The organism is Paenibacillus barcinonensis, from assembly GCF_003217495.1.
GTDB classification, from domain to species: domain Bacteria; phylum Bacillota; class Bacilli; order Paenibacillales; family Paenibacillaceae; genus Paenibacillus; species Paenibacillus barcinonensis.
Genome location: NZ_QJSW01000038.1, coordinates 1 through 17,685, shown reverse-complemented (window position 1 = coordinate 17,685; position 17,685 = coordinate 1). Strand labels below are relative to the sequence as shown.

General features: G+C 44.7%; 14 protein-coding genes. 3 read left to right on the top strand and 11 right to left on the bottom strand.

Annotated elements, in window-relative coordinates; genetic code table 11:
• Positions 1–159 precede the first annotated feature (159 nt).
• The 9 genes from ectB to ppc all read right to left on the bottom strand — a co-directional run bounded on the left by ectB (position 160) and on the right by ppc (position 12,957).
• Complete coding sequence (gene ectB / locus DFQ00_RS27865; RefSeq protein ID WP_110899675.1) at positions 160–1,443, bottom strand: diaminobutyrate--2-oxoglutarate transaminase; 1,284 nt, start codon at positions 1,441–1,443, stop codon at positions 160–162.
• A gap of 498 nt (positions 1,444–1,941) precedes the next feature.
• Positions 1,942–3,774 (bottom strand): glutamine--fructose-6-phosphate transaminase (isomerizing), encoded by a 1,833-nt coding sequence (glmS, locus tag DFQ00_RS27855; RefSeq protein ID WP_110899674.1) that lies wholly within the window; start codon positions 3,772–3,774, stop codon positions 1,942–1,944.
• 231 nt (positions 3,775–4,005) lie between these two features.
• On the bottom strand, positions 4,006–4,161 hold the full coding sequence (locus tag DFQ00_RS29365) for a hypothetical protein (protein WP_167433868.1): 156 nt from the start codon (positions 4,159–4,161) through the stop codon (positions 4,006–4,008).
• Between the two features lie 371 nt (positions 4,162–4,532).
• A complete protein-coding gene (gene glmM / locus DFQ00_RS27845) occupies positions 4,533–5,873 on the bottom strand; it encodes a phosphoglucosamine mutase (protein WP_110899672.1) in 1,341 nt (446 codons plus the stop codon).
• 97 nt (positions 5,874–5,970) lie between these two features.
• Positions 5,971–7,473: a CdaR family protein gene (locus tag DFQ00_RS27840; RefSeq protein ID WP_167433867.1), complete on the bottom strand. Its 1,503-nt coding sequence runs from the start codon at positions 7,471–7,473 to the stop codon at positions 5,971–5,973.
• Positions 7,466–8,305: a diadenylate cyclase CdaA gene (gene cdaA / locus DFQ00_RS27835; RefSeq protein WP_110899670.1), complete on the bottom strand. Its 840-nt coding sequence runs from the start codon at positions 8,303–8,305 to the stop codon at positions 7,466–7,468. Before cdaA ends, DFQ00_RS27840 begins: the two co-directional genes overlap by 8 nt.
• Before the next feature lie 291 nt (positions 8,306–8,596).
• Complete coding sequence (locus DFQ00_RS27830) at positions 8,597–9,211, bottom strand: zf-HC2 domain-containing protein (RefSeq protein WP_110899669.1); 615 nt, start codon at positions 9,209–9,211, stop codon at positions 8,597–8,599.
• A gap of 136 nt (positions 9,212–9,347) precedes the next feature.
• Positions 9,348–9,914: an RNA polymerase sigma factor SigW gene (gene sigW / locus DFQ00_RS27825; protein WP_110899668.1), complete on the bottom strand. Its 567-nt coding sequence runs from the start codon at positions 9,912–9,914 to the stop codon at positions 9,348–9,350.
• A gap of 250 nt (positions 9,915–10,164) precedes the next feature.
• Entirely contained in the window at positions 10,165–12,957 is a 2,793-nt protein-coding gene (gene ppc, locus DFQ00_RS27820) for a phosphoenolpyruvate carboxylase (RefSeq protein ID WP_110899667.1), read from the bottom strand.
• Between the two features lie 580 nt (positions 12,958–13,537).
• Here ppc and DFQ00_RS30035 point away from each other — a divergent pair.
• Entirely contained in the window at positions 13,538–13,909 is a 372-nt protein-coding gene (locus DFQ00_RS30035; protein ID WP_110899666.1) for a WGxxGxxG family protein, read from the top strand.
• Between the two features lie 611 nt (positions 13,910–14,520).
• On the opposite strand, the gene DFQ00_RS27810 is transcribed toward DFQ00_RS30035, so the two are convergent.
• Positions 14,521–16,107: an SIR2 family protein gene (locus DFQ00_RS27810; RefSeq protein WP_110899665.1), complete on the bottom strand. Its 1,587-nt coding sequence runs from the start codon at positions 16,105–16,107 to the stop codon at positions 14,521–14,523.
• Between the two features lie 102 nt (positions 16,108–16,209).
• Here DFQ00_RS27810 and DFQ00_RS27805 point away from each other — a divergent pair, with 102 nt between their 5' ends.
• The gene (locus tag DFQ00_RS27805; RefSeq protein ID WP_110899664.1) at positions 16,210–16,389 is read left to right on the top strand and encodes a hypothetical protein; all 180 of its coding nucleotides are present in this window, start codon (positions 16,210–16,212) and stop codon (positions 16,387–16,389) included.
• Between the two features lie 50 nt (positions 16,390–16,439).
• Complete coding sequence (locus tag DFQ00_RS27800; RefSeq protein ID WP_110899663.1) at positions 16,440–17,237, top strand: hypothetical protein; 798 nt, start codon at positions 16,440–16,442, stop codon at positions 17,235–17,237.
• A 101-nt stretch (positions 17,238–17,338) separates the two neighbouring features.
• Here DFQ00_RS27800 and DFQ00_RS29355 read toward each other — a convergent pair whose 3' ends face one another.
• A complete protein-coding gene (locus tag DFQ00_RS29355) occupies positions 17,339–17,476 on the bottom strand; it encodes a hypothetical protein (RefSeq protein WP_167433866.1) in 138 nt (45 codons plus the stop codon).
• Positions 17,477–17,685: the final 209 nt, after the last annotated feature.

Below are 17,685 nucleotides of genomic sequence, written 5' to 3'. Positions count from 1 at the left end.
AAGCAAAGATCAGGTTGCGGGGTAGTGAGCTTTTCCTGCTGGTGATGAGGAAAAGTCTTTCAATGGGATGAGAACGTTATTTTCATCAAAGCCGCCTGGCCTTTGGAAGGCATTTTATAGCCTCTTTATGGCCGTAATTCCACAGGCTTTGTGCCGTTCTTAGGTTGTTACCAGCAAGTCCTTGGTCTTCTGTGAAATCACCTGCTGCATGCTGGACTTGATAATGTCGCAACCGGCGGCCAAATGCTCCTGCGAGACGGTCAATGGAGGCATGATTTTAAGCACGCAGTCCCCTCTCCCGGCTCTTTCGAGGATGAGCCCCTTCTCGAAGCTGATCTCTGTCATTCGTTTCGCCCCAGCCTCATCCATAAAGCCCGAGACGTCAATGCCCCAGATCAAGCCAAGTCCGCGGATTACAATAGACGGATGCAGAGGTTTGATTTCTTTTTCAAGAAATGAGCGTACATATTCTTCCTTCTGTTTCACCTGGGCTTCCAGGTTGTCTCTGTCCCGGAACTCCAGAGCGGCCTTGGCGGCAACAAAGGCAAGCTGATTGCCACGGAAAGTGCCATTGTGCTCCCCAGGCGTCCAGAGATCCAGTTCAGGCTTCAGCAACAGAAGAGACATTGGCAAGCCATACCCACTGATCGACTTCGACAAGGTCACGAGATCAGGCTCAATTCCCGCACGTTCGAAGGAAAAAAAATCACCTGTCCGGCCGCAGCCAACTTGAATTTCGTCGGTAATGAGCAAAATATCGTATTTGCGGCATAGTTGCTGCAGCCCACGTAGCCACTGCTCGTCGACAACGTGAATTCCGCCTTCGGCTTGTACCGTTTCAAGCAGGATAGCGGCCGGTTTGTCGATTCCGGAGTGCGAATCACTCAGAATATTGTCGATATAGCCGAGTGTATCCATGTCAGCAAAAGCCCCGCTTGGGTGTGGCATAAACGTAACTCCATCCAGAGGAATGCCCGCCCCTTCCCTCATGGACTTGGAGCTTGTTGCTGACAAGCTACCGAGCGACATACCGTGGAAGCCGCCCATGAATGCAAATATCCCGGTTCTCTTCTTCGCTTTACGTGCGAGCTTCAGGGCCGCTTCCACCGCATTTGTGCCCGTCGGGCCGCAGAATTGAAGCTTGTAATTCAGCTTCTTCGGCTCCAGAATTCGCTCCGAGAAGCTCTGGATGAATTCGCGTTTGGCCATTGTGTACATATCCAGGCCATGCATAATCCGGTCGGAGTTCAGGTAATCCAGAACACGGTCCTTGATATAATCGTTGTTATGACCATAATTCAGTGCTCCTGCACCTGCAAAAAAGTCAATATATGCTCTGCCGTCCTCAGAATATAACAGTTCCCCTTTGGCCCGGTCGAAAACTACCGGAAAGCTTCTGCAGTAAGATCTTACGTTGGATTCCAGCTTTTCAAAAATGCTCATGCGCTTCATCCTCCATCGGAATTGAGATAAGGTTGCCTTTATCCTTCCTGAACCTTCTGACGTCATGGAGCAACATATTCTCGGCTGTCATTTTCTACAATTGTCAGTTCCCGCATGACAGCTTGCTGGGTAGCCAGTGCACTGGTCTATCACGCATAGCTTATATGGGAATTCCAACCATAGAATTCTATTTTTTATCATAAATGGTACCGTAACCTAGGTAGAATTATATCAAATTTCCAAAGAATGTATAGTAAAATTTTGGTTAAAATAGGCGTTTTTAATGTAAAATGTTAATATATTGACTAAAAATAGTAAATATTGAGGAAACACGGAAGTGCGCTTTATTCATCATTCCTGCATTCGACGCCGGTCGACATTCGGGGGAGGTTTGGTCAATTTCGGTTATATACCAAAAGAGCCCCAACACGTTATAGAACGTGTTGGGGCTCTTCTATTGCTGAACAATCGAATTTCGTTATGCGCTAATACTTTCTCTTACTCAACCGTTACACTCTTCGCCAAGTTACGCGGTTTATCCACATCATGACCCAAAGCAAGGGAAGCGTAGTATGCCAGCAATTGCAAAGCTACAACGGACAGTGCCGGGCTCAGAAGTGGCAACGTCTTAGGAATCGCAAACGCTTGGTCAACGGACTTCAGCAATGGAGCTACATGCTCTTCGTATGTGATCGCAAGTACGTCTGCGCCGCGAGCTTTCACTTCTTTGATGTTGCTTACCGTTTTCTCCAATACGTTTTCCTGTGTAGCCAAGGCAATGACAGGAATACCATCTTCGATCAAAGCGAGTGTACCATGTTTCAATTCACCTGCTGCATATGCCTCAGAGTGGATGTAAGAGATCTCTTTCAGCTTCAATGATCCCTCTTGAGCGACTGCATAATCCAGACCGCGGCCGATGAAGAAAAGATGCTGATGCTTGGAGATTTGCTCTGCATATCCTTTGATCGCATCCGCTTGCTCCAGCATGGATTCCACTTGCTCAGGCAATGCTTGCATTGCTGCCAGCGTGTGTGCAATCTCGTCTGGTGTTTTGGTACCTCTCACTTGCGCCAGGTACAGGCCTAGCAAGTTGAACGCAATCAACTGGGACGTATACGCTTTTGTAGATGCTACCGCGATCTCCGGACCAGCAAGTGTAGCAATGACATCGTTCGCGTCACGAGCGATCGAGCTGCCCACAACGTTAGTAATTGCGAGTACGTGCGCACCGTTTGATTGAGCTTCACGCAGTGCCGCCAGCGTATCTGCTGTTTCGCCCGATTGGCTCACTACGATGACAAGTGTATCTTTATTTACGATTGGTGAACGGTAACGATACTCGGAAGCGACATCTGTCTCTACCGGGATACGTACCAATTGCTCAATCACTGTACGTCCAACCAGACCGGCATGGTACGCCGTACCACATGCAATAATCTGGATGTTGCGAATATTTTTAATTTGCTCCTCAGTCATTTTAAGCTCAGGAAGCTGAACTTTTCTGCCTTCATTGTCGATGCGGCCCAACATCGTATCACGATATGCTTTTGGCTGCTCATGAATTTCTTTCAGCATGAAGTGCTCGAATCCGCCCTTTTCTGCGGTTACTGCATCCCAATCGACATGAATCATTTCCCGAGAAATAAAATTGCCCTCAATCGTCATCAATTCGACAGCATCATGTGTCAGCACAGCCATCTCACCGTCATTCAAAATGTACACATTACGTGTATGCTCAAGAATGGCCGGAATATCCGATCCGATGAAGTTCTCGCCTTCACCAATACCGATAATCAATGGACTGGCTTGACGCACAGCTACGAGTTTCTCAGGCTCATACTCAGTCAAGACACCCAGTGCAAATGCACCGCGCATAAGTGTAATTACTTTTTGCACAGCTTTAACAATATCGCCATTGTATTCACGTGCAATCAGGTGAGAGATCACTTCAGTGTCCGTTTCCGAAGAAAACGTATGACCTTCAGCGATCAGCTCATCCTTCAGCTCCAGATAGTTCTCGATAATACCATTGTGTACGACAGAGAATTTCTGGCTCTCATCCGTATGTGGATGGGAGTTCTCATCCGATGGTTTACCATGTGTAGCCCAGCGAGTGTGTCCAATACCGGCATTACCAACCAGTGGAGCACCATCCAGCTTCGCTTCCAGGTTTGCCAAACGTCCGAGAGCTTTTGTGATTTGCAGACCTTGCGGTGTGAAAACAGCGATCCCTGCAGAGTCATAACCACGATACTCGAGCTTTTTCAATCCTTCGATCAATACCGATTGAGTGTTCTTATTACCAATATATCCAACAATACCGCACATAGTTTAGTTCCTCCGTTTATATGAATACTGTGTCAGGAAGAGAAACAGGCAGACTGGACCTATCGGAAAATGATGGATTGCTAACGTATCATGAAAATCATTTTCTATTCAGTTATCAATGATCAGAACGGCCTGTTTACCGTCCCGCTGTTATCATGCCCTGTTACGAATGCAATCATGAATGTACATCATTTCCCGTCCGCGCACTGTTGTTACGCTCTTCACGCACATTCATTTGTTTGTATTTTTTCTTGCACCTACCGGCGCGTTGTGTGGACAGTCACCCATCCATTTTCCGCAATCCGGTTTACGGCTCTGGTGCATCACCGGGAGGTCCCCGCCGAACAATCCGAACACCTCCACCTCGTCAGCTTGATTGCCGTCCATGCTGCTGTGTTCCCTCTCCCTCATTACTAAGAGAGTCACTACCAACATGCGTCCCGCGCAACTCCAAGCTCTGGCGCTTGTGTAACTGTAACCTTACAATCCTCACTTTCTGTGTCTGAATGACGACTCCACTCATTATATGCACCTGAAGTCCATTTTGCAATGGAGCAAAGTACCTGTAACCATTTCAGCATATTTACCCACGCTCCCGGCAAGATAATCAGACCAATGGTCTTATCTGGCCAGGACGCAGGTTTAATGAGTCCAACTGTTATTACTTGGATAAAGCAAACCTCTGTTTATAGGCATACCAAGCAATGAATTTGTAAAAAAGATCCTGAATTCGCATTACAGCAGGCATTTTATGAATCCTAAACGAGCTCTTTTTGCACCACATCAGCAATCTGGGATACGAACTGCTCCAGCTCCTGCTTATCTGGTCCTTCCGCCATAACACGGATCAGAGACTCCGTACCCGAAGCACGAACCAGCACACGGCCATTATCGCCAAGCTGCTCCTCAACCGCAGCAATAGCTTGACCAATTGCCGTATTGCCTTCATATTTGCTCTTGTCCTCAACACGAACATTAACCAACACCTGTGGGTATTGTGTCATGATAGCCTTCAGCTCACTCAGCTTCTTGCCCGAAGCCTTCAAGGTATCTACAAGTTGAATCGCTGTCAGCATACCATCTCCGGTTGTATTGTAATCCAGGAAAATGACGTGACCCGACTGCTCGCCACCCAGGTTGTATCCACCGCGACGCATTTCCTCCATGACATAACGATCACCTACAGCCGTTTTGGCTGTTTTCAGCGCCAGCTTTTCTGTTGCTTTGTAGAAGCCGATGTTACTCATCACCGTGGACACTACAGTGCTGTCCTTCAGCTTGCCCGCGCGATTCATCGCATCTCCGCAAATACACAGAATAAAGTCACCATCGACTTCAGCACCCGTCTCATCAATGGCAATCAGACGATCTGCGTCACCATCAAAAGCAAGACCCAGATCCGCTTGATGCTTCAGCACCTCTTGTTTCAAATGCTCTGGATGCGTAGAGCCACATTGCTCATTAATGTTCAGGCCATTCGGCTCAGCGCCAATAGCAATGACCTCTGCACCAAGCTCTGCAAATAATTTAGGCGCCAGCTCATAAGCTGCACCGTTCGCACAATCAAGCACAATTTTGAGACCAGAGAATGACTCCGATACCGTTGTTTTCAGGTAGTCCAGATACAGATAACGAGATTGCTCATCCATCGTCACCGTTCCAAGACCGCCACCAACCGGACGTGGCAATTCATCCTTTTCCGCATCCATCAGCTCTTCAATCCGGTTCTCGGTTTCGTCTGACAGCTTGAAGCCATCTCCACCGAAAAACTTGATCCCGTTGTCCTCCACCGGATTGTGAGAAGCCGAGATCATTACACCTGCATCTGCTTTCAGCAGACGAGTAATATAAGCAACACCCGGTGTAGACACTACACCCAGACGAATGACATCTGCACCAATAGACAACAGACCTGCAACCAGCGCTGATTCCAGCATAAGCCCAGAGATCCGCGTGTCCATTCCAATGACCACTTTCGGTCTTTCCACCCCGCCAGCGAGCACATAACCCCCACATCTTCCGATGCTGTAAGCCAGTTCCGCCGTCAGCTCTTTATTGGCAACTCCTCTGACACCGTCTGTACCAAAATATTTACCCATGATCTAACTCCTTCTATCTGCATCGTATACGCACCATGCGCATGATTATCATTTTTTTTGATTTTTGAGAAATGAAATTGAATTCAAGCATTACATATTACGGATTCGAGCCTGATTTATTGCCGGTACTGCTATTATTCGCATTGTTGTTTACATTTCCACGATTGGGTGCCGCATTTCCCTGCTGGCTTTGATCCTGATGTTCCGTATTCGATTCGGTTTCTTCATCTGCAGGATCTGTATTCGTGTGTCCATTCTCCACTTCTGCTGGTGTCGGATCAGGTCCCGTTTCGTTACCCTCATTAGGGTCTTGACCGGGAGAAGAGGTCGTGTCCTGGGCCTTCTCACTGATCTTGACCGTTGCCCTTAGATCATTCGCTGCGGCGTCCAGCTTGGCAAAACGCGGTAAATCAGCTTCCAGCTTGATCTCGTGTGTGCCTGCACCAAGACCGCTAAGGTCTCCGGTCAGCTTGATGTCATCACCACTTAGACTTTCAAGCATGCTCGGTGATCCGGTCAGCGTAATGTTCAAACCTCCGCTTTTGGGCGTAACCAGCATACCCTCAAGACCATTTTCCGCACCGCTCAGCTTAATCGGCACATTGGGAAATACCTTGGTCGTTGACTCGGCCTCATCGTATGGAGATACCGTTACCTTGATCTGAATCGAACTAGGCTCGATTTTCTCAGAACCTGAAGGCGGCGTCAAGTCCACGTTAACTGTCGAAGTGCCTGACTGAGTAAACTGAGTCAGATCAAGAGTAGCTTGGTCGTAGGACTGTATACCTGCAAGCGCCTGCTCGCTTCCGTAAATCGAGACTTCTTTCACGTTTGGCTCAACCTTGGACAGGACCAGTCCATCTGGCAGCTGTCCTGAATAATTGATCCTCAAGGGCACTTTTGTATAGGGCTGATTGACCGGGACACGAACCTCCACCGTTTGTGGTGTAATGATCGCATTTTCGATGACCTTGCCCTCGGCATCATATGCCTGGAGCTTCACTTTTTTCTGTACAATATCTTCCTTCGCATCCTTAACGCTCACACTTCCCTGCACCTTCGCTACAGCCTCCAGTTGTCCTTCCGGAAGTGTAACCTTCACCGGAGACGAGGGCTCTACGACAGGCGTTCCCATAGTATAACCAGCCGAAGGTGCTCCTTCGGGTACAATATTCACGTTAAACGCTTTGGTGCCCAGTTTCTCCACATTGACCGTGACCATCGAGGGCTCCATGCTGACCACCTCAACCCCTGAAGGCAGATCAGGAACAAGTGGCAACGTATTCGAACCATCTTTGACCTGGCTTAGATCAACCAGCACCTTATAATCGTCATTGGTAAAAATAGAAGTCAGCAGCGAGCGCTGCCCCTTAATCTCCAGCCGCACCTCATCGGTGCTTAACGATGTAAGCACGTAGGCATTACTGTCCAGCCCGTATGGCTGCACAGGCACATTTCGCTCCACAATTTTGCTGGATATGCCCGTTGAAATCGTAGGTGTTGTAGGTACTTCATCCAGATGAATCATAAACCACAGCAGCAGGCTTACCGCCAATGCCAGAATCTTGGCAAACGTATTGTTGTTAAACCATTTATCCATGGTTACGTTCCCCCTTCCGCTTCCAGAAGGTTGACCATGCATTCTTTTTGCTCAGATTGGAGGTTGGACGCAATTCTTCATATAACTTGGCAATCAACGACTCCTCTTTAATGTCACGAACGACTTGGCCGTTCATTGCCAGAGATACTTGTCCCGTCTCCTCTGATACGACCAGACAGATTGCATCAGCCACCTCCGTAATTCCAATTGCGGCACGATGACGTGTACCCAGCTCCTTGCTGATAAAAGGATTCTCGGATAGTGGCAAATAACAGGCTGCCGCGGATATCTGCTTCCCTTGTATAATGACGGCTCCATCATGGAGCGGTGTGTTCGGAATAAAAATGTTAATCATCAGCTCCGAGCTAACAAGCGACTCCATTTTGATACCTGATTCAGTGTAATCGTTCAGACCCGTTTCGCGCTCGAAGACCACAAGTGCCCCGATCTTCCGACGTGACAAATAATTAACAGACTTAATGATCTCACCAATTAACACCGTTAATTCTTCATCGCTGGCAGCAGCCGATCGGCCAAATATTTTGCCTCGACCCAATTGCTCCAGACCACGGCGCAATTCCGGCTGAAAAATGATAAATACGGCAACAACACCAAATGTAAACATCTGGTTCATCAGCCATTTCAGCGTGTACAGGTTCAGCCATGTGCTTAGAGCCCAGATCAGAACAAGGAACAAAATGCCCTTCAGCAGCTGGACCGCACGTGTACCCCGCACAAGCAAAATCAGCTTGTACATAATATAGGTAACGATCAATATATCAATAACGTCCTTGATGGACTCTTTCCACGTTAAGTCAGCAAAGTAATTCATTAGCCAGCCCCCGCTATCCCCATTGATGAGTAAAACCTTGATCTCATATTAACCATTCGGGATTTTACATAATCCCTTCTTTGCATTTATTCAATGCTTATCTATATGTAGTATGTTCTCTTTACTATCTAGGTTATAACGTTACCGTTCAGGTTGCAAGTTACTCCAGTCACAAACCGCATATAAACTTCTGTATTTTCCACTTTCTCCTATAAAACAATAAAAAAAAGAGCACCCCACGCAATTCGGAGGTACCCTGCTTGGTATATATCCTTGAAGTAATACCTGATTTTAACGGTATGCGACTTCATCTACCATATTGGTTATTTTGTACCAGAACCAGTCCAGCGCCTGATCAATGCTCTTCACTTGACCGGAAATATGCGCTGTAGACGCTTGAAACAGTTGTCCGTCGATCACCGTCAGATTGCCATCCACATCACCGTAGACCTGAGCGGTTCCATTCTCTATCGTAAGATCGCCAGCAACTGACTTACCTTCTGGAATGATAACCGTGTTGCCTTGAATCACGAGTTGATCCAGATTGTTCCCCTTAACGACCATTTCGTTGTTCTGATTCCAGAAATTGAAGGCACTAAAGAGCATCACGACCAAAAAGAAGGCTGCCGCCGTCAGCGCGGGATGTCCTTTGACCCATTTGAGCCATACTTGCTGTCTCTTGGGCTGTGGCAGAGCATTCATAATTCGATTGGTCAGCTCATCCGAGGCAGACGGTGAATAATGTTTCATGGCAAAGAGTAGCATTTCCGTCTGTTCCAACTCTTTAAAGCGCATGCGACAATCCGGACAGATCAACAAATGGCTTTTCAGTGCAGCCTTCTGTTCCGTGGACAACGACTCATCCAAACATTCATGCATTAAAGAGACGGCCGAGTTGCAATCCATATGAGAGCCAATCCTTTCCTTAGACACTTAGTCCATGCACCTGTAAAAAGCACGCATAAGACTTGCATACATTACATACGTATCCGTTCCAGATATGTTTCAAATAATTTTGCCCAAAATGACAGGCAAATTTCGGTTACAGCTTATATTCCAATTTTTTGCGCAGAAAATCACGGCCACGGTGTACTCGTGTCTTGATGGTTGTTACGGGCATTCCTGTAACATCACTGATTTCCTGTAACGACAAGTCCTGTAAATATCTTAAAACCATGACGGACTTGTACTTCGCAGGCAAACTGTCAATAGCCTCCCGAATGAGAGTCTGCGTCTCCGACAGCAACGCCTCACTCTCCGGCGTACGATCATCGCTCGGGAGCATAGCATATCCGTCCGATCCTTCCTGATCATTCAGTTCAGCATCGAGCGAATACGAAGGTTTTTTTCTGCGCAACCGGTCAATACAGAGATTTGTAGCGATCCGATAAATCCAGGTAGAGAACTTCTGATTCGGATCATACTTCTCCATATTTCGATATACACGCAAAAAAGTCTCCTGAACAACGTCCTCGGCTTCATGACGATTGCTCAGCATCCGGTAGGCCAGATGAAACAGCTTGTCTTTATATAGTTCAACGATCTCTGCAAAGGCTCGCTGGTCACCCTTGAGCACCAGCTTCACAAGCCTGTTCTCTAAATTGTCCACCCTTATTCCCCCAGACATGCTGATGGGTCTTCCGTCTTCTCATACCCGTCCACACTTGTAATTCACCAATCAAATCGTAAATCAACTTTGGTCAAAAATCAAGACTGTATGACAAATATCCTCCAAAAACAGTAAAAACGGGAACTCCCGTAGGAGTCCCGTCTAAACCTTTCATCCCGGATGCAAAGAGATGAATATATAATTTATTACATAAATCTTTAAGCTCATGAATCATCTCTGCTCCGAAATATCAGCCTGTGTTGCGCAGTCCCGCAGCAATACCATTAATCGTCAGCAGCACTTCTCTGAGCAGCTCAGTATCATCTTCACCACGTTCACGCATGTCACGCAGCTCACTCAGCAGTTGTACCTGCATATAGGAGAGCGGATCAACATACGGGTTACGGAGACGAATTGATTCCTGAATCACCGGTACATCGTCCAGAATTTCAGCCTCACCCGTAATTTTCAGAATCAGCTCTTTCGTCAGCTTGAATTCCGCTTCGATCTGACCATAGATGCGATCACGCGCCTCTTGGTTGGAGGTCATCGCTGAATATTCTTTGGCAATCACAAGATCTGCTTTGGCAATCGCCATCTGCACCGTATCAATCAGTGTACGGAAGAACGGGAAGTTAGCATACATATCTTTCAGGACGGCCAGATTCTCCGCCTTGTCTTGATAGTAGCTTTGCAAACCAGTCCCCGCCGCATACCATGCCGGAAGCAAATAACGGCTTTGTGTCCAGGCAAATACCCATGGAATCGCCCGCAAGTCTTCAAACTTGTCGCTGTTTTTCCGTTTGGATGGACGTGAGCCGATATTCAGCTCGCCAACCTCTGGCAGTGGTGTGGATTCTTTGAAGAAGTTGAAGAAGTCCGGGTCACGGAAAATCAGATCCTGATACTTCGTCAGTGATACTTGCGAAATCTCTCTAATAATTGCATCCCAGGCTTGCTCCGATGCTGATTCTTGCGGCTCCAGTCCGTTCAGAGCAGCCGTGATCAACGCTGATGTCGCCTGCTCCAGACTGCGATAGGCAATTCCCTGCAGGGAATAACGAGAAGAGATTACCTCGCCTTGCTCCGTAATCTTGATGCCGCCGCCAATCGTGTGAGGCGGTTGGGCAAGAATACTGCGGTTCAGCGGCATACCGCCGCGTCCAAGTGCTCCGCCACGTCCATGGAAAAACTTGAGCTTCACGCCATGCTCATTACCAACAGCCGTGATGGCATTCATCGCTACACGCAGCTCCCAGTTCGCTGTAACTACACCGCCATCCTTGTTACTGTCAGAGTAGCCAAGCATGATTTCGTGCAGCTCATTACGACCTTTAACACTCGCCCGATATACAGGCAGGTTGAAGAGTCTTTGCATAATTTCAGATGCTGCATGAAGGTCGTCAATCGTTTCAAACAAAGGAACGGCCTGGAGTGTAGAGATAACCTGACCATCTGCCCCTTTGGAGAACAAGCCTACTTCTTTGGCAAACACCATAACCTCAAGCAGGTCACTAGCCCCTTGTGTCATACTAATCAGGTAACTTGTAATACATCCTTCACCGAACTCGTTCTGAGCACGCTTGATAGTACGGAATACATCCAGACACTCCTTGGTTCCTTCCGTATACTCGTGGTACGGAGATGTAAGCGGTCTTGGATCATCCAGCAAACGAGCAAGCAGATCAATTTTACCGTCTTCTGTAAGACGGGCATAATCGTCCACAATGTTCATTTTAGCCAAAATCTCCGCCATCGCATTTTCATGCTCCTTGCTGTGCTGACGCACATCCAGCGCTGCTGTATGGAAACCGAACAGCTCTACCTGACGAATCATTTTGCGGACGGTTGTATCTGCAACATAGTCAGCAAAATGGTGACGCAGGCTGCGGTCGATAATTAACAGATCATCAATCAGGTCCTGGGCATTTTTATACCGATCCGGCTGCCCCACCTTGTTCTCATCGAGAACATTGTTTAATTTGGCGATCATATACGCCAATTTGATGCGATATGGCTCTTTTTCATTACGCCAGATGTCTACTTTTTTCAAAGTAACACAGCTGCGATCCTGCTCAATCGACTGCGCCAGTTCATCCGAAATATGAATGATGTTGGTGCTGAAGCTGAGATGGCCCATAAGCTCAACCATAATTCGCTGATATTCACGCAGCGCAAGCTTACGCTGCATAAGCAGCGTCTGCCATGTTACATCTGAAGTTACCGAAGGATTTCCATCCCGGTCTCCACCAATCCAGGAACCGAAACGCAAATACGTCGGCACATGCCAGTCATGGTCTGGATAGAATTTGTTCAGACAACGTTCCAGCTCCTGATATACATCCGGAAGTACATGGAATAACGTCTCATGAAAGTAATACATTCCGTTCCGCACTTCATCCAGTACAGTCGGTTTGCGATCGCGAAGTTCATCCGTTTGCCAGAGGGTAATGACCTCATTCAGCAATTTCTCACGCAACTGTTCACGTTCACGCAACGTCAGCGTAGGATTATCGAGCAGCATAACATCTTCCGAAATCCGTTTATGAATGTCCAGAATTACCCGGCGCATTGCCTCGGTCGGATGAGCAGTCATGACGAGTTCCAGCGACAAATCCTCCAGAATCTCTTCTACCTCGGTATGAGACAATCCACGTTCCTTCAGATCCTGTACGGCCTTTTCGATTGAACCTGGCTGTACGGCATCTCCTGCAGAACGCTCATAGTCCCGTTTACGCCGAATCCGATGGTTTTGTTCAGCAATATTAACTAATTGAAAATAAATAGCGAAAGCCCGAATAACCTGGTGACGATTGTCCGAGTCTAATTCCTGGATCATCGTTTTGAACTCTTCATACAGTTCCGGCAAAAACTCTGCACGCAACGATTTGCTCGTTTCCCGAATCTTCTCAACGATATCGAGAAGCTCCGTGCCGCCTTGATGGACAAGAACCTCTCCGAGTATATTGCCCAGGAACCGCACGTCTCGCCGAAGCAGGTTGTTGGATTGGCTTTTGCTGGCGGTTACCATAGTTTCAGTCATGCTTATCCTCCCATCTGATCGTTCCATTCGTACACGTAAATTTGACACCTTCATAACATCATACAATAAATTGGTACGAAAATCTTTATTTTTCTACTAGAAAAAATGGGGAATATCCCCGATTTACAGCACAAAAACACGCTTTTTTATTCATTTTCTTATTCTGCTTCAAAGAATGGACATATGCTGTCGCATGATACCTTTTTCACGTACTTTCCATAGCTTTAACGTCTCATACCTATTCTAAAAAATTCATAATTATACACTTTGCCTCGATAGGTTTGAACATACGTAGGTGAAAAGAGATTTTCCTTCTTTACCATTCATTAATCACAGAGTGCTCCAAAGAAACATGACCGGCAAAGCAAGCTTTTGTATACTTTACCACAGTGACGTAATAAATTAAAGATGAAATTTCGTTTTTCTGACACTTAACGTCTGCTTTTGTAGGTTTTCTTATGTATTTGTCGACCATTTATCCCTCCGAGCCATATGTTAACACCTCTTCTTCTACATAATGCCCGTGTCGGTATGGGCACATTAGAATATAGCTCTTACAATACAAAGGAGGAACTACAGCATGAAAAAAAGCACAACGATCATCGCTTCTTTACTTGTCGTTGCCGCAATGGCAGGTCCTGCAGGCGCTGAGGGCCATCATATGAACAAAGGCATGGAAACGAACGGATCACGTGTCCAATCTTATCAGAATCACAACTACATGGATCGTACAAACACCAACATGAACAACATGAACATGAATATGGACGATACTTATCGGACCAATGGAAATTACCGCAACAACGGGGATTACCGGACCAACAGTCTGCGTACCAATGCGGCTACCACAACAACCCGTGATAACGGCATGAGCTGGGGCTGGCTTGGATTGCTGGGACTCTTCGGTCTTGCTGGCATGCGTAAACGTGCAACGGATCATCACGAGCGTTAATTCCTGAATTGTTCGTTGTAAAAAGAAAACCTCCGCTGCTGCCGAAGACAGGCTCGGCCCTAGCGTAAGTCAACCTTAAAAGAGCCAAGACCTCCTATAATCCATAGTTTAGAGGTCTTGGCTCTTGGGATACATATGAGGCGATTCGTGCCTTAGATCGCCTCCCAGCCCCGCATTTCATGTTTGATTCTTCATTCCAGCTTATACAAACAAAAAAAGACTCTGCACATTCTGCAGAGTCTTTCATCAATTAAGCGGGTGATGGGAATCGAACCCACGCTATTAGCTTGGAAGGCTGATGCTGAGGTTCTTCCTGCTTCCCCCAGCTTATCAGAATCCTTAAAAAATCTGGCTTTTATGTTGTGCCATCCATCAACCTTCATCAGTGGTAACGAATAAGTTTAAAAACACTGCCCCATTTTCGCCCCATTAGACGGAAATGGGGCAGTGTTGATACCTAAGCATTTTAGTCACTATTTTAAATCAATCTTAATATACGCGGTCAAAACAATTCTTGATTTCTAGTGAATAATAATGTATGATTCTGTCATACACTAAAAGGTATCAAAGAGGTCAGTGGCAATCCATTCGTGGGTTCGAGCGCTGACCTCTTATTTATTTATGATGAGATCATAAGTTGTTATTAGCCTTCTTAGTGACGTGGGGATACCACGTGCACCCCCATCCCTAAATATGGAGAGCTTCTCTTTTATATAGTCGTGCAATTTATCAAGGTCTAACCTAGGACTATTATAGGCGATGACATCATACTCCTTGTCTTGTTTAAATTTCTGCTCAATTATTTCCTCAATTGTATCCACCTTAACTTTATATGATGAATTAATGGTTTTAATACAAACATTTGCGTCAGGGAATGCTGCGATCCTTTGCTTAATTTTCTCCTTATCGAATGGATGTAAGTTGGTTTCATCTAAATTCAAATCTTTTGTAAATTTCAAAAACGGAAGCCTTGATTTTTTATTTTGACTTGCTATGAAGCGCAAAGCAATATCGGTGTTTAGTTGATCTGACTCGAAAAAATAATCGTACGAATAACTGACCAAATCAGGCATTCTAAATATATAAGTGGTGTCACCAAGAGCAACCACTAATTTGCCGTCACCAATCCGCTCCTCTATATCTTCCAATTGAACCGGTGAAACGAGTAAAGAATTTAAGCTTCCTTTTCTTCCTCTGTCAACAATCAGTTGCTTTATGACATGTTGATATTTCCGAACTTCAGAAGGTGTTACACCCTGATTGACAGAGCTAATTTTGTCGAAGACTAGGCCATAGTTATCTGTTTTAATTACTTTAAGTTTGCAACCCAAATCTCGATCATTTAAAACTTCCTCCACTAAGCCTTGTTCACCTTCAGACCATTCTAATAATATGAGTCTTTCTTCAAGCAACTGAACCTCTGCATCCGACAATGAGGAAGAAAAATCACTGATTATTTTTCTTACATTAACGTCTGTTAGAGAATATCCCATAAAAATAATAGGTGAGGTTAGCATCATTGAAATAATTTTAGCACTGATCAAGACAGAATTTTTATCAAATTTGTTATAGTCTTCTTTGGCAAGAACGATGTCACTAGGGCTCTGAGCACACCCATGTAATTTATATAATTCTGCATAGTTAAATGTCTCAGTGAAAAAACCTTTTTGCCCGATAAATTTTTTGATTTGATTTGTGCCTAAAGAATTATAAGAATCTTCTACAAATGTGTCATAATTAGTTGTTAATATTATCTGAGTTTTTCGAATCATTTTCACAAATGATTCATATTCAACTTCCATCCCATCTCTAAGGGAATAACTTAGGAATCTGTTAGCGACTGCCTTTTTGAAGGGTGATAACCTGGTTCTAAAAGAATCATGTGAAGTGAATCCCTCAATAAGTATTTCGCCGTCATTGAATCGTTGGTTAAATGTAGTCTCTAAAGTAGCACCTATTTGTATGTACGCCTCATGCTCAACTTCTCTATCATTGAATTCTGGATACTCGGATTTTACTCGTGAAAGGACATTATTTAATTCTCCGTAAAAATTCTGCATACCAGCTTTAACCCAAAACTCTGCCAAGAGTGTAGGCCAATCAGGGAAATCATTTAAAAATCTTTTAGAGATACCAGATCCAATAAACACGATAGGAAACTCATTCTTTTCAGCAAGAGAATCTAACACAGTTGTCATAGTATCACACCCACCAAGTCATCATTTATTATAAGAATATCACAAATATATAGATGTTCAAATTAAATGAAAAATTAAATTCACTGGAGGTTAGTAGCAATAATGAAAAAAAAGAGACCACAGCTAAAAATAAGAGGCCATTATAGAATCATTGATGGAAAAAAAACACGTATCGATCCGTTCTCTACCGATTTGCCTGATATTTGTCTATTGGTAACTGCTGAAATTGCGACTGGAATGAAGTTTGAGTTGTCTAACTCAAAAAAATTGAAGGTGCTCTAATAGACTTCGTATAATACAATAGATTGTGAGGATAAAAGGAGGTTGTTAAAATGTTTTCACGTGCTACCATAATGGATGCTATGAGTCTATTAAAAGATATAAATACCCATTCAACCTTAGATGTGCTTTTATTTAGGTATGGTCTGAATGAAGTAATTATTGATGGAATGAGCAAGAATGATAAAGCAGTAAGTGTGGCCAAATACTTATTTGCACACCCTGAACAACCTGGAATTATAGGCAACAATTTAACTTATGAGCTTGTAGAACATGTTATTGAAACTTCAGTACAGGGAAGTCTTCACTTCGATGATAATTCAGGTGAATTCGTCAATTATCCTCAATTAAGAAGGCTTTTATTGAAAGATGGTTTCGTTATCGAAGAAGGAAAGCTGACACGAACTTTCCAGACTGACATCGACTTTTACAGTAATGAAACTTTGATAGATATTCTCCTAATTAGGCATAACCTATCCATTGCTAAAGGCCACTACGATCAAGCTACCAATGCGTTTAATAGAGGTGATTGGGCCGCCTGTAATAGCCAATTGAGAAGCTACACTGAAGCTCTTATGTGTCAAGTTGCTGAGAAATTAACAGATATCCATTACACTGATAGCCATCTAGCGAGGATAGCATTGTCTCAAACCTCACCTCCCATCTTTTATACAGAGCTAAACGAATGGCTGAATAATGGAACTGGATACTTTGAAGCTTTTTGGAAAAGACTTCATCCTCACGGTTCTCATCCTGGGCTTTCAAGTGAAGAAGATGCTGTTTTTAGATTAAATCTTGTACAGATATCCTCCCTTGAAATCCTTAGGAGATATGATCGTAATTTCACTTAAAATAATTAAAATTTGGCGTCTTCTATATTTATTAGAAAACGCCATTTTTGTGCTGGCTCAGCACAAAAGCATTCATCAAAAAAACTTGTCAATTCTTCATTTCATCCTGCATCAGGCTGAGCTTTCTCATTTTGGTCTTTTGGACGAAACTCTCCTTTTTTAACAGCTCTAATTATCGCCTTGGCACAAAGTTCATGAATAAAATCTTGAACATCTTTCGGAAACTGATTAATATTCATAGTCATCCTCCTGCTTTTATCGAATCATCCATAACTCGTTTATAGTTAAACGAAACATCCAACTAACAATGAATTGAAGACTGCTCTTAAAGTTCACCACTTTAATACTAATTGCACGCCTGTTGAATATCCTAATTATGTAAATTTATGTTGATGAAAAACCGAACTTAAAAAATGATCCTGTTGCATCGCTATTCGCCATTCGACGG

Coding starts and splice junctions, on each gene's coding strand:
- DFQ00_RS27840 (WP_167433867.1), bottom strand. CDS start 7,473: ATGGATAAATGGTTTAACAACAATACGTTTGCCAAGATTCTGGCATTG.
- glmM (WP_110899672.1), bottom strand. CDS start 5,873: ATGGGTAAATATTTTGGTACAGACGGTGTCAGAGGAGTTGCCAATAAA.
- DFQ00_RS27830 (WP_110899669.1), bottom strand. CDS start 9,211: ATGGATTGCAACTCGGCCGTCTCTTTAATGCATGAATGTTTGGATGAG.
- DFQ00_RS27805 (WP_110899664.1), top strand. CDS start 16,210: ATGAAAAAAAAGAGACCACAGCTAAAAATAAGAGGCCATTATAGAATC.
- ppc (WP_110899667.1), bottom strand. CDS start 12,957: ATGACTGAAACTATGGTAACCGCCAGCAAAAGCCAATCCAACAACCTG.
- ectB (WP_110899675.1), bottom strand. CDS start 1,443: ATGAGCATTTTTGAAAAGCTGGAATCCAACGTAAGATCTTACTGCAGA.
- DFQ00_RS30035 (WP_110899666.1), top strand. CDS start 13,538: ATGAAAAAAAGCACAACGATCATCGCTTCTTTACTTGTCGTTGCCGCA.
- glmS (WP_110899674.1), bottom strand. CDS start 3,774: ATGTGCGGTATTGTTGGATATATTGGTAATAAGAACACTCAATCGGTA.
- DFQ00_RS27810 (WP_110899665.1), bottom strand. CDS start 16,107: ATGACAACTGTGTTAGATTCTCTTGCTGAAAAGAATGAGTTTCCTATC.
- DFQ00_RS29365 (WP_167433868.1), bottom strand. CDS start 4,161: ATGGACGGCAATCAAGCTGACGAGGTGGAGGTGTTCGGATTGTTCGGC.
- DFQ00_RS29355 (WP_167433866.1), bottom strand. CDS start 17,476: ATGAATATTAATCAGTTTCCGAAAGATGTTCAAGATTTTATTCATGAA.
- DFQ00_RS27800 (WP_110899663.1), top strand. CDS start 16,440: ATGTTTTCACGTGCTACCATAATGGATGCTATGAGTCTATTAAAAGAT.
- cdaA (WP_110899670.1), bottom strand. CDS start 8,305: ATGAATTACTTTGCTGACTTAACGTGGAAAGAGTCCATCAAGGACGTT.